Origin of the sequence: Xanthobacter sp. YC-JY1 (assembly GCF_021730305.1) — a bacterium.
GTDB lineage: Bacteria > Pseudomonadota > Alphaproteobacteria > Rhizobiales > Xanthobacteraceae > Xanthobacter > Xanthobacter flavus.
In genome coordinates this window covers 5,276,385-5,288,140 of the sequence record NZ_CP032674.1, presented here as the reverse complement: position 1 = coordinate 5,288,140, position 11,756 = coordinate 5,276,385, and the positions used below count along the sequence as shown (strand labels likewise).

7 protein-coding genes are annotated in these 11,756 nt (G+C 68.8%); 6 read left to right on the top strand and 1 reads right to left on the bottom strand.

Translation table 11 applies throughout. From position 1 onward, the window contains the following. Positions 1 to 154: 154 nt before the first annotated feature. Positions 155 to 3,703, top strand: a complete 3,549-nt coding sequence (locus D7006_RS24810; protein ID WP_237354963.1) for a bacteriophage N4 adsorption protein A — start codon at positions 155 to 157, stop codon at positions 3,701 to 3,703. Positions 3,704 to 3,790: 87 nt separating this feature from the next. Next, complete coding sequence (gene hemN, locus D7006_RS24805) at positions 3,791 to 5,185, top strand: oxygen-independent coproporphyrinogen III oxidase (protein WP_237354962.1); 1,395 nt, start codon at positions 3,791 to 3,793, stop codon at positions 5,183 to 5,185. 158 nt (positions 5,186 to 5,343) lie between these two features. Here the strand turns inward: hemN and D7006_RS24800 are convergent, their stop codons facing one another. Next, a complete protein-coding gene (locus tag D7006_RS24800) occupies positions 5,344 to 6,099 on the bottom strand; it encodes a helix-turn-helix domain-containing protein (protein WP_169123425.1) in 756 nt (251 codons plus the stop codon). 183 nt (positions 6,100 to 6,282) lie between these two features. Here D7006_RS24800 and D7006_RS24795 point away from each other — a divergent pair, with 183 nt between their 5' ends. The 4 genes from D7006_RS24795 to D7006_RS24780 all read left to right on the top strand — a co-directional run bounded on the left by D7006_RS24795 (position 6,283) and on the right by D7006_RS24780 (position 11,694). Further along, positions 6,283 to 7,728, top strand: a complete 1,446-nt coding sequence (locus D7006_RS24795; protein WP_229646844.1) for a sensor histidine kinase — start codon at positions 6,283 to 6,285, stop codon at positions 7,726 to 7,728. Next, on the top strand, positions 7,721 to 8,359 hold the full coding sequence (gene fixJ, locus D7006_RS24790) for a response regulator FixJ (protein ID WP_169123426.1): 639 nt from the start codon (positions 7,721 to 7,723) through the stop codon (positions 8,357 to 8,359). The genes D7006_RS24795 and fixJ overlap by 8 nt, the downstream gene beginning before the upstream one ends. A gap of 139 nt (positions 8,360 to 8,498) precedes the next feature. Next, entirely contained in the window at positions 8,499 to 8,888 is a 390-nt protein-coding gene (locus tag D7006_RS24785; RefSeq protein WP_237354960.1) for a response regulator transcription factor, read from the top strand. 97 nt (positions 8,889 to 8,985) lie between these two features. Further along, on the top strand, positions 8,986 to 11,694 hold the full coding sequence (locus D7006_RS24780; RefSeq protein WP_237354958.1) for a bifunctional acetate--CoA ligase family protein/GNAT family N-acetyltransferase: 2,709 nt from the start codon (positions 8,986 to 8,988) through the stop codon (positions 11,692 to 11,694). Positions 11,695 to 11,756 lie beyond the last annotated feature (62 nt).

Sequence of the window (11,756 nt, the reverse complement as noted above, 5' to 3'; positions counted from 1 at the left end):
CGGCGCGCGAGGAAAGCCCCCTCGCGCGCCGTTTCTGTTTACGCTTTGGCAACGAAAGGGCCGACAAAGTAAACGATCCGTTTACGGTGCGTGATTATTAACTCTACCCGTTAAGGTTAACTGCGGTTTAAGTAATCGCTGCGATGGTAGCCACATGACCACCGCGATTCACTTCCGCACCTGCCCTGCGCCTGCCCTCGACCGGGATCGGAAGAGGCTGCTGCGCGACATCGCTCTCGGCCACCTGCTGGCGACATCGATCGCGGCGCTGACGCTCGCGGCGGGGCCGGCATGGGCGCAGTCGCCCCAGCCGTCGCAAGCGCCGCAGGCTCAGCAGGCACCGCAGTCTCCGCAGGTGACCCCGGCCCCGCAGCCGCCGGAACTGACCGGAGCGGCGTGGGTGGCGGCCGACCGCGCCTACGCAGCCCAGCGCGAGAAGAGATATGCGGATGCGGTGACCTACGCCCGCGAGGCGCTCAAGCTGCGCCCCGACGTGGCGCGGCTCTGGCTACTGCTGATGGATGCGCTGGATGCCCAGGGCAAGACCGCCGAAGCGGTCGTCGCCGGCAACGCAGCCATCGCCGCCGGCATCACCGATCAGGCGCTCACGGCCCGGGTTCGCTCCCAGAGCCGCGTGCTGGCGCAGGAGCCCTCGGTCGCCGCGAACAAGGCGCTGGAGGCATCCAATCCGAAGGCCGCCATCGAGCAGGCCCGCAAGGCCGTCGCGCTGGTGCCCGACGACCTCAGCTATCGCGTGCTCCTCGTCTACACGCTGCTGGCCGACGGCCAGCTGGAGGCGGCCGACAAGGCGGCGAGCGAAGCCATCCAGGTGGATCCGCAGTCCTTCCTGCCGCGCACTCTGCGCGGCTATGTCCGCATGCGCCTCGGCAAGGTGGCTGAGGCGGAGCAGGATTTCGATACGGCGCTGAAGGACGAAGTGCTCACCGGGCCCACCGCCCACGATGCGCGCCTCGTGATGGCGGATGCCGCCATTGCCGCCGGCCACCCCCAGCGGGCGATCAAGCTTCTGGAACCGGTGGAGCCCGATGCGGCGGTGCAGGCGCGCTTGCGTGTCGCCCGCGCGCAGGAGCGCAATTCGAAAGTCGTCCCGGCCAATGCCGCCCAGACGTTGCCGGTGCCGTTCCAGAAGTGCATCGACACGCCCTATGGCCCGTCCTGCAGCCTCATCCCGGCCACCACGCCGCCCGGCGGGGGCGTCAGCGACACCCCCGGCTACGATGCTGCGCTCGAGGCCTTCGGGGCCTATCGCGAGGGTAATGACAACCTCTCCGAAGCCCGCATCCGGGAAGCGCTGAAGGAAAATCCCGGCAATGCCCAGTGGCGGCGCCTGCTGATCGATTCGCTTGATCGCTCCAAGAAGTACAAGGAGCTGGACGTCGCCATCCGCGATGCCATCAGCCAGGGTGACAACGACCCCTCTTTGATCGCCCTGCGCGCGGCCAATGACAAACGCCTCGCCGAGCCGATGGCCGTGCAGGCCATCAAGGACATCGGCCGCGGCAAGGCGACGAATGCCGTCACCTCGGCCCGGCAGGCGGTGGAGCGGGCGCCCGATGCGCTCATCTTCCGCATCGTCCTCATCGACGCGCTGATGGCCGCCGGCCAGTTCAAGGACGCCGAGACGGCGGCCTCGGGCGCCGTGGCGGACAATCCGAACGAGCCGTTGCCGCACATCCTGCGCGCCTGGCTGCTGCAGAAGACCGGGCAGCGCGCGGAGGCCGTGCAAGAGTTCGACACCGTCCTCAACAGCAACCTCCTGACCGACCTCGAGGAACTGAACTACCGGCTGATCGCGGCCAATGCGGCCATGGCGGCCGGACAGCCCGAGCAGGCGCTGAAGACGCTGGAGCCGCTGGACGCGGGCAAGAACAAGGAGGTCGGCGTCCTGCGCAAGCAGGCGGAGGCGCAGGTGAAGGCGCCGAACGCCGCCAAGCCGTCCCTCCAGCAGCCGGCCGTGCTGTGCCAGCCAACGAGCTATGGCGTCATCTGCTCGGTGTTCGCCAATCCGCAGATGCAGGCGCCGGGCGTCGCCGGCCTCAATCCCGGCTCCCCCGGCTATGCCGCGGCCAGCGCCGCCTATGCCGCATTCGGCCGCAAGGACTATGCGACCGCCGTCACCGAGGCCCGCCGCGCGGTGGATGCCGAGCCCGGCAACCGCAATTACCAGACGCTTCTCCTGAATGCCTTGAGCTCCGCCGGCCGCTACAGCGAGGCCGAGGCGGTGGCCAACCGGCTGCTCGCGGCCAGCCCGCGCGATGCCACCCTTCTGGTGCAGCGGGCCAACCTGCGCATGCAGGCCAAGGACTTCTCCGGCGCCGTCGCCGACTACAAGGCGGCGCTCGGCTCGCCCAACCTGCCGCCGGCCCAGGTGCGCATCGTGCGCCTCGGCCTCGCCGACGCGGCGCTGTCTGCCAAACAGCCGGAAGTCGCCATCTGGGCGCTCCAGCCCTACGCCAACGAGGACAGCTACGAGGTTCAGGCGCGGCTCGGCTTCGCCTCCCTCGCCCTCGACGACAAGGAAGGCGCCCTTGCCGCCTTCACCCGCGCTGCGGCCCGGGCGCGCACTTCGCAGGAGCGGATGGCGATGCTCTCCGCCCGCATCGGCGTGCTCTCCCAGCTCGGCCGCAAGGACGAGGCGCGGGCGCTGTTCCAGAACGCCTACAACAGCGGCGCCCTGCGCGGCATGAAGGCGGTGGACCTCGCGGTTCTGGCGAGCCAGGCGGGCGACGACGAACTCGCCTACGAGTATTTCTCTGAGGCGAACAGCCGCTGGCGGCTGCGCGGCACCAACCTCATCAACGCCGCCTACAATGCCCGCCGCACCTATCACAATGCGGAGGCGGTCGATTACTTCAAGTCGGCCATCGACGAGGCGCGCGAAGGCAAGCTTCAGCTCGACCCGCAATATCTCTTCGGCCTCAGGCGCGAGGTGGCCGAGCTGACGCGCACCTGGGGCGCCTATGCCTCGGTGAGCTACGGCCCGGTGGGCGTGGCGCCCGGGTCCTACCTCGTCCCGCAGACATCGAACGGCGCCAACCACACGGTGGGCACGGGCGGCGAAATCTACTGGCGCCCGCCCGGAATCGGCTATCGCGACGGCTCGATCTTCGAGCTGTTCGTGCGCGGCTTCGGCACGGTCTATGCGGACAATGGCGGGGCCACAGGCTTCGACACCATCCAGGGCTCTGTCGGCGCACGCTGGAAGCCGTTCTCGACCGAGAACCTGGTGTTCGAAATCTCCTACCTCTTCCCCGTCGGCCAGTTCTCCCGCAACGATCTTCTGCTGCGCGCCGCCTATTCCAAGGCGGAGGGTACGGATCTTCGGGTGGACGTGGACAATTGGCGGGCCTGGCAGATCTATGCCGACTATAATTACTTCGTGAGCCTGCCGGAGACGGTCGCCACCTTCGAAGGCCGCTACGGCCAGGCCTTCCGGATGGACGCCATCTCCGACCATCTGGTGCTGTGGCCCTACATCGCCATCGGCGGCGGCTACGACACCGCCTATGCGACGCCGTTCGCCATGGGCATCGGTCCGGGCATCACCGCCCGCTACTGGTTCAACGAGGACGAATACACCGCTCCGCGCTCCTACCTCGACTTCACGCTCCAGTATCGCTGGAAGCTTGCGGGCGACGACCGGGCCCAGGGCATCTTCGCCGGCGCCTTCCTCTCCTACTGAGCGGGGACGGCGGAACAAGCGCGTGAGGGAACAAGGGCTTGCGCCACATCAAGGCGCAGGCCGGCGGCCGGCGGCATGGTCGCCGGCATGACCTGCCCCGATATCACCCGCCCCGATACGAACACCCTTCTCGCCCGCTACGGGCAGCCAGTGCCGCGCTACACCAGCTACCCCACCGCGCCGCACTTCTCCCCCGAGGTCGATGCCACGACCTACGCCCGCTGGCTCAAGGAGCTGCGGCCGGACGGCACGGTCTCGGTCTACATCCACGTTCCGTTCTGCGCCGAGCTTTGCCTCTATTGCGGCTGCCAGACCGCCGTGGCGCGCAGCCGCACCCCGGTGAAGGCCTATGCCGACCGACTCGTGGACGAGATAGGCCTCGTCGCCCGCCATCTGCCGGGGCGGATGAAGCTGAGCCATCTGCATTTCGGCGGCGGCACGCCCACCATGCTGGCGGATGAGGACTTCGCCGCGATCATGCTGGCGCTGCGCGATGTCTTCGCCTTCGCCGACGATGCCGAGATCGCCATCGAGATCGATCCGCGGGTGATGGATGCCGACAAGGTGGCGGTGCTGGCCCGCGAGGGCTTCAACCGCGCCAGCCTCGGCGTGCAGGATTTCGACCCGCAGGTGCAGGAGGCCATCGGCCGCCACCAGTCGCTGGAGGAGACGCAGGCGGTCGCCGACGCGCTCCGGGCGGCGGGCATCGACGCGCTGAACCTCGATCTCATGTACGGCCTGCCGCATCAGGATCAGGCCTCCGTGCGGCGCACGGTGGAAGCGGCGCTGGCGCTCGATGCCGACCGCATCGCCGTGTTTGGCTATGCCCATGTGCCGTGGATGAAGAAGCATCAGGCGCTCATCCCCGAGCACGCCTTGCCCGGCCCCGCCGAGCGGCTCGCCCAGGCGGAACTGGTGGCCGGTATCCTCGCGGGCCACGGTTATCGGGCGGTTGGGCTGGACCATTTCGCCAAGGCCGGCGACCCCATGGCCCAGCGCGCGGCGGACGGCTCGCTCAAGCGCAATTTCCAGGGCTACACCACCGACGACGCGCCAGTGCTGATCGGCTTCGGCGCCTCGGCCATCGGGGCGCTGCCCCAGGGCTATGTGCAGAATCTCGCCGCCACGCCTCAGTGGCACAAGGCGGTGGAGGCCGGCGCGCTCCCCATCGCCCGCGGCATCGCGGTGAGCGACGAGGACCGGCTGCGGCGCCATGTCATCGAGCGCCTCATGTGCGATCTCGCGGTCAATCTCGATGCCGCCTGCCAGAGCTTCGGCTTCCCGCCGGAGACGTTCGCGGACGAGATCGAAGCGCTGGAGCCCCTGATCGCCGACGGGTTGGCGATGCGGCGCGGCGCCGTGGTGGAAGTGCCGGAGGCGGCGCGCCCGTTCACCCGGGTGGTGTGCGCCGTGTTCGACGCGCGCCTCGTGGCCAGCCGGGCGGCTGCGCCGGAAAAGAAGCGGCACGCGGCCGCCGTCTAGGCTGAGCTCCCCGGCCGGGACAGCTCGGCCGGGACACCAAAGGCCAACACACCGAAACGCACGGGCACAAAAGAAAAGGCCCGCCGAGGCCAGGGGCCGGAGCGGGCCTAAGGGGGAACGCTGCTAATCGGAGAGAGCGCAGCGTGCCGGGGGAAGAGTCAGGAATTCAGGCGCTTCAGCGTCGCACCGTCACGAAGCACCACGCGGCGCGAGGACGGCAGGGCGATGGCGGAAATCTCTTCGAGATGGGTCAGGGTGCGCGACACGGTCTCGATGGTGAGGCCGAGAAAGTCCGCGATGTCCTGCCGCGACATGGGCAGCGTCACCTCGACCCCGTTCGGACCCTGGCCCGCGCCAGCGCGCTCGGCCATGTCGAGGAGGAAGGTGGCGACCCGCTCCTGAGCGGTCTTGCGGCCGAGGACGAGGAGGTGGTCCTGGGCGCGGCCAAGCTCGGCCGCGGTCAGCGCCCACAAGGCATGGGCGAGTTCCGCGTCGTCGGAGGCGCGGGAGAACAGGATCGAGCGCTTCACCCGCACGATCTTGCATTCGCTCACCGCCTCGGCGGAGAAGCGATGACGTCCGGTCATCTCCCAGCCGAACACGTCGCCGGGGAGGCAGAAGGTCTCGATCTGGCGCCGGCCGTCGCCGAGCAGCTTGCAGATGCGCACGGCACCGGACAGAACGATGTAGAGATTTTCGGCCGGCTGATCCTCGCCGAAGATTTCGGCGTTGCGGGCGTAGCTCGCAACCACTCCGAGGCGCGCGACCACTTCAGTGGGGGTTCGCGTGTCAGCCTCCTCGGTCCAGCGATGGGCGGGCCGTGCAGAAGACAGGGGCTCGGCGAAAGACTTGCTGTCGTAAGCCCGGGGCTGGGCGTAGGTCTTGTGGGCGATCGCTGCTGCGGGGCTCGGCATCGGTTGACCCTTCCATCGGAGTTGAGAAAGGGATAACCGGCGGAAGGCACGGGAAAAATTCGGATCGAACACTTAAGTCGGTCCCCTTAGGTACTATTACGTAGCGGCGGGACGTCGCATAAAGTGGCGGGCGGTATGGCATTGGCGGCGGCGGAGGGGCCTGTGGCGCACGGGAACAAGCAGATGCTCGGCGATGCCGCGCGCGGCGCTGCCGCGGCGCTCGTCGCCCTTCTGCTTTGCCGTCTCGCCGGGCTTCAGCCGCTGAGCGGCGAAGCGCTGCTGCTGCAGCTCGCGGTCATCATTCTGGTGTCCGGACGCGGCCTCGTGGCCGGCGGTGCGGCGGTCGCCGTCGCCTTTGCCGGTGGCGTCGCGCTGCGCGGCCTTTCCAGCATCGATGCACGGCTCGATCTGGCAGCGCCGGCGCTGTTCCTCGCCGTGGGGCTCGGCATCGCGGTGCTCGGCGAGCGCCTGCGCCGCACCCGCCTCGACGCGGCGGCGCGCGATCGCGATTTGCTGGCCCGCGAGGCGCACCTCTCTTCCATTCTCGACACCGTCCCGGATGCGATGGTGGTGATCGACGAGCGTGGCCTCATGCGCTCCTTCTCCACCGCGGCGGAGCGCCTGTTCGGCTACACCGCGGCCGAGGCGGTGGGGCAGAATGTCTCGGTGCTCATGCCCTCGCCCCATCGCGAGGGGCATGACGGCTACATCGCGCGCTATCTTGCCACAGGCGAGCGGCGGATCATCGGCATCGGCCGCGTGGTGGTGGGCGAGCGCAAGGACGGCAGCACTTTTCCCATGGAGCTGGCGGTGGGCGAGATGCGCTCCACCTCGGAGCGGTTCTTCACCGGCTTCATCCGCGACCTCACCGAACGGCAGCAGACCGAGGCGCGCCTTCAGGAACTGCAGGCCGAGCTGGTCCACATCTCCCGCCTCACCGCCATGGGCGAGATGGCCTCGACGCTGGCCCACGAACTCAATCAGCCCTTGTCCGCAATCGCCAACTACATCAAGGGCTCGCGCCGTCTTCTCGACGGCGGCGCGGTGCGGGTGGAGCTGTTGCAGGGGGCGCTGGAAAAGGCGGGCGAGCAGGCCCTGCGCGCGGGCCAGATCATCCGCCGCCTCAGGGATTTCGTCTCCCGCGGCGAGAGCGAGCGGCGGGTGGAGAGCCTCGCCAAGCTGGTGGAGGAGGCGAGCGCCCTTGCTTTGGTGGGGGCGAAGGAGCACGGCATCCAGGTGCGCTTCCTCTATGATCCCAAATGCGACCTCGTTCTGGCCGACAAGGTTCAGGTCCAGCAGGTCCTGCTGAACTTGATGCGCAACGCCCTGGAGGCAATGATGGAGACACCGCGTCGCCAGCTTCTGGTCCGGACGGAGGCGGTAGAGGACGACATGGTGATGATCAGCGTCTCGGATACCGGGCACGGCATCTCAGCGGAGATGGGCGCGCAGCTGTTCACGCCCTTCGTCACGACCAAGCGGCACGGCATGGGCGTGGGGCTTTCCATCTCGCGCACCATCATCGAGGCACATGGGGGCCGCATCTGGGCCGAGCCCAATCCCGGCGGCGGCGCCGTATTCCGTTTCACCCTCCGCGCCGTGGGCGATGCGGAGGCGGTGCATGATTGAGCAGGAGACAGCGGTGATCCACGTCATCGACGACGACGATGCGGTGCGCGAATCCCTCGCCTTCCTGCTCTCGACCGCCGGCCACGTGGTGCACGAGCACGCATCCGCCCGCCTGTTCGTGGAGGCGGGGCTGCCCGCCGCCGACCCGGCCACGAGCTGCATCATCACCGACGTTCGGATGCCAGGCATGACCGGCATCGATCTGCTCCAGCATCTGAAGGACAAGGGCTCCAGCGTCCCGGTCATCGTCATGACCGGCCACGGCGACGTGCCGCTGGCGGTGGAGGCCATGAAGCTCGGCGCCGCCGATTTCCTGGAAAAGCCGTTCGACGACGTGGCGATCCTCGACACCGTGAAGTCCGCGCTCGACCGCCGCCAGAAGACCAGCCAGCACGATGCCATGCGCGAGCAGGTGGTGGACCGCATCGGCGGCCTGTCCCAGCGCGAGCGGCAGGTGCTCGAGTGTCTGGTGGCCGGACAGGCCAACAAGACCATCGCCTATGAGCTCGGCATCAGCCCCCGCACGGTGGAGGTCTACCGGGCCAATGTGATGACCAAGATGAAGGCGCAGAGCCTGTCGGAACTGGTGCGCATGGCGCTGCTCGCCGGCATCGCGCCGCGTCCGACCTGACCAAGGTACCGCCCTTTCGGTATCGACCCCGCTCCTTGGCGCGCTTGATCTAACGCAAGGCCCCGGAGCCCCCTCCCAAAGTAGGTTATGACGCACCGACCACGCGGACCCGCGAACGGGTCGTGGGAGAACCGTTGGGATGATGGCGTTGGAAGAGCCGCCCGCGTTCGTCGTCCATATCGTCGACGATGACCCGGCGGTCTGCAGCTCACTGAAATTCGCCCTGGAGGTGGATGGCTTCAACGTGCAGACCTATGCACGTTCCGAGGATATCCTCGCGGCCGACCTATCCTGCGATGGTTGTATGATTGTGGACTACAATCTGCCGGGGATCAACGGCCTCGACCTGCTCCGGGAACTCGACCGGCGCCACGTGCATCTGCCGGCCTTCCTCATCACCAGCAACCCGGCCCTGCATGTGCGTCGGCGCGCCACCGACCAGGGGGTCGCGATCATCGAGAAGCCGCTCCTCGGCAACCAGCTGGCCGAGGCGGTGCGCGATAGCTTTGCGCGCTCCTTCCCCTGCTGAAACGATTCGTTCTTTCCCACTTGCCCCATTTTCCCTAGCGTTACCGACGGACCGCCGCGCCGCACCTGAGGCCGGGATCCGAAGCATCGAGGCCGCCATGACCACGCGCAATCTCGACGCCCTCTTCCATCCCCGTGCCATTGCCCTGGTGGGCGCCAGCAACCGCACCGGCACGGTCGGCGCGCTGGCCGCGCGCAACCTGTTCGAGGCGGGGTTCGAGGGGCCCATCCTCTCCGTCAACCCGAAGGAGCGGGCCATCCGCTCCTCGCTCAACTACGCCTCGGTGGCGGACCTGCCGATCCCGGTGGACCTCGCCGTCGTCGCCGCGCCGCCCGACGAGGTGCCGCGCGTCATCTCCCAACTCGGCGAGAAGGGCTGCCGCGCCGCCGTGGTGCTGCCGGCCGGTTATGGCCCGGGCGAGCAGTTCGAGGGCGCGGAGCAGCGTCAGGCTCTGCTGGATGCGGCGCGACCGCACCTCCTGCGCATCATCGGACCCAACGGCCTCGGCTTCATCTCCACCCGCGCCCACGTCAATGCCAGCATCGCCCATCTGATGCCGGCCAAGGGCGACGTGGCCTTCGTCAGCCAGTCCGACACCATGACCGCGGCGGTGCTCGACTGGGCCCATGCCCGCGGCTTCGGCTTTTCCCACGTGGCGGCGCTGGGCGAGAAGGCCGACGTGGATTTCGGCGACCTGCTCGACTATCTCGCCCTCGACAACACCACCCGCGCCATCCTGCTCTATGTCGAGAGCATCGCCGACGCCCGCAAGTTCATGTCGGCCGGGCGGATCGCGGCGCGCGCCAAGCCGGTCATCGTCATCAAGGCCGGGCGCAGCGTGGCGGGGGCTCAGGCCGCCTTGTCCCACACCGGCGTCCTCGCCGGCAGCGATCTCGTGTTCGACGCCGCGCTGCGGCGCGCCGGCATGCTGCGCGTCCACGAGATGCGTGAACTGTTCGAGGCGGTGACGACGCTCTCCGCCGGCATCCGCCTCGCCGGCGAGCGGCTCGCCATCCTCACCAATGGCGGCGGCGCCGGCGTGGTGGCGGTGGACGCGCTGGAGGGCAGCGCCGGCCGGCTCGGCACCCTCCTGCCGGCGACGGTGGAAGCCCTCGACAAGGCCCTGCCCCGCACTTGGTCGCGCTCCAATCCCGTGGATATCCAGGCGGATGCGGACGGCGCGCGCTACGGCGCCGCCTTGAAGGCGCTTCTGGCGGACAAGGGCTCCGACGCCGTGCTGGTGCTGCACGCGCCCAACGCCCTCTCCGACAGCAGCGCCGCCGCCGACGGGGTGATGGCCGTGCTGGAGACGCGCCCGCGCGCCCCCGTGCTCACCTGCTGGCTGGGCGAGAGCGCCGCCGCCAGTGCCCGCCGCCGTTTCGCCGGACGCCGCATTCCCACCTACGACACGCCGGACGAGGCGGTCCGCGCCTTCGGCCATCTGGTCGCCTACCAGCGCAACCAGACGCTCCTGATGGAGACCCCGCCCGCGCGCTCCTTCGACGAGCCCGACCGCCCCGCCGCCCGGCGGCTGGTGGAAGGGGTTCTCGCCGCCGGCCGCTCGGCCTTGACCGAGGTGGAGGCGAAGGCGGTGCTCGCCGCCTATGACATCCCGGTGGTGGATACCCGCATCGCCACCAGCCCCGAGGAGGCCGGGCGCCTCGCGCAGGACATCGGCTTCCCGGTGGTGGTGAAGGTGCTGTCCCACGATCTCACCCACAAGTCGGACGTGGGCGGCGTGCGGCTCGATTTGCGCACCTCCGCGGCCGTCGAGGATGCCTGCCGGGCCATCATCGCCTCCGTCGCGGAGAAGCGCCCCGGCGCCCGCGTCGAGGGCTTCACGGTGCAGGCTATGATCCGCCGCCCCAATGCCCAGGAGCTGATCGCCGGCATCGGCTACGACAAGACCTTCGGCCCGGTGGTGCTGTTCGGACAGGGCGGCACGGCGGTGGAGGTCATCGGCGACCGGGCGGTGGCGCTGCCGCCGCTCAATGGGGTGCTGGCCCGCGAGATGATCGAGCGCACGCGGGTGGCGAAGCTGCTGGCCGGCTATCGCGACCATCCGCCCGCCGACATGAATGCGGTGGCCGGCACGCTGGTGAAGGTGGCGGAGCTGCTCGCCGACCTGCCGCAGATCGCCGAGCTGGACATCAACCCCCTGCTCGCCGACGAGCACGGCGTCCTCGCCCTCGATGCCCGCATCGTGGTGCATCCGACGCGGGTGGAAGGCACCGACCGCTTCGCCATCAAGCCCTTCCCGTCCGACCTGTCGAAGACGCTGGAGCTGACCGACGGCTCGACCGTGGCGCTGCGGCCGATCCGGCCGGAGGACGAGCCCGGCCTCGTGGATGTGGTGCACCGCTCCGACCCGCAGGATGTGCGGATGCGCTTCCTCGGCTCGGTGAAGGACTTCCCGCACCTGATGGCGGCCCGCCTGTCGCAGATCGACTACGACCGCGAGATGGCCTTCGTGGCGCAGGAGGACAATGGCGACATTTGCGGCGTGGTGCGCATCATCGCGGACCCCGACAACGACGCCGCCGAATACGCGATCATGGTTCGGTCGGATTTCAAGGGCAAAGGCCTCGGCTTCCAGCTGATGAGCGAGATTCTCGCCCACGCCAGGAAGCGGGGACTGCGGCAGGTATTTGGAGACGTCATGCGCGAGAACGGCCCCATGCTGCGCCTCGCCGAGGATCTCGGCTTCAAGGCGACGCCGGGCAGCGACGATCCCTCGGTGATGCGGGTCGTGCTCAACCTTGACGTGCCATCGGCCGCAGGTGTTCAAATACCAGAGGAAGCTTGACGACTGTGAACCTTACGGCGATATCCCTATTGCCACCGCTCGGGGGAGGCCCCACGATGCCG

Coding starts and splice junctions, on each gene's coding strand:
- D7006_RS24780 (WP_237354958.1), top strand. CDS start 8,986: ATGACCACGCGCAATCTCGACGCCCTCTTCCATCCCCGTGCCATTGCC.
- hemN (WP_237354962.1), top strand. CDS start 3,791: ATGACCTGCCCCGATATCACCCGCCCCGATACGAACACCCTTCTCGCC.
- fixJ (WP_169123426.1), top strand. CDS start 7,721: ATGATTGAGCAGGAGACAGCGGTGATCCACGTCATCGACGACGACGAT.
- D7006_RS24785 (WP_237354960.1), top strand. CDS start 8,499: ATGATGGCGTTGGAAGAGCCGCCCGCGTTCGTCGTCCATATCGTCGAC.
- D7006_RS24800 (WP_169123425.1), bottom strand. CDS start 6,099: ATGCCGAGCCCCGCAGCAGCGATCGCCCACAAGACCTACGCCCAGCCC.
- D7006_RS24810 (WP_237354963.1), top strand. CDS start 155: ATGACCACCGCGATTCACTTCCGCACCTGCCCTGCGCCTGCCCTCGAC.
- D7006_RS24795 (WP_229646844.1), top strand. CDS start 6,283: ATGCTCGGCGATGCCGCGCGCGGCGCTGCCGCGGCGCTCGTCGCCCTT.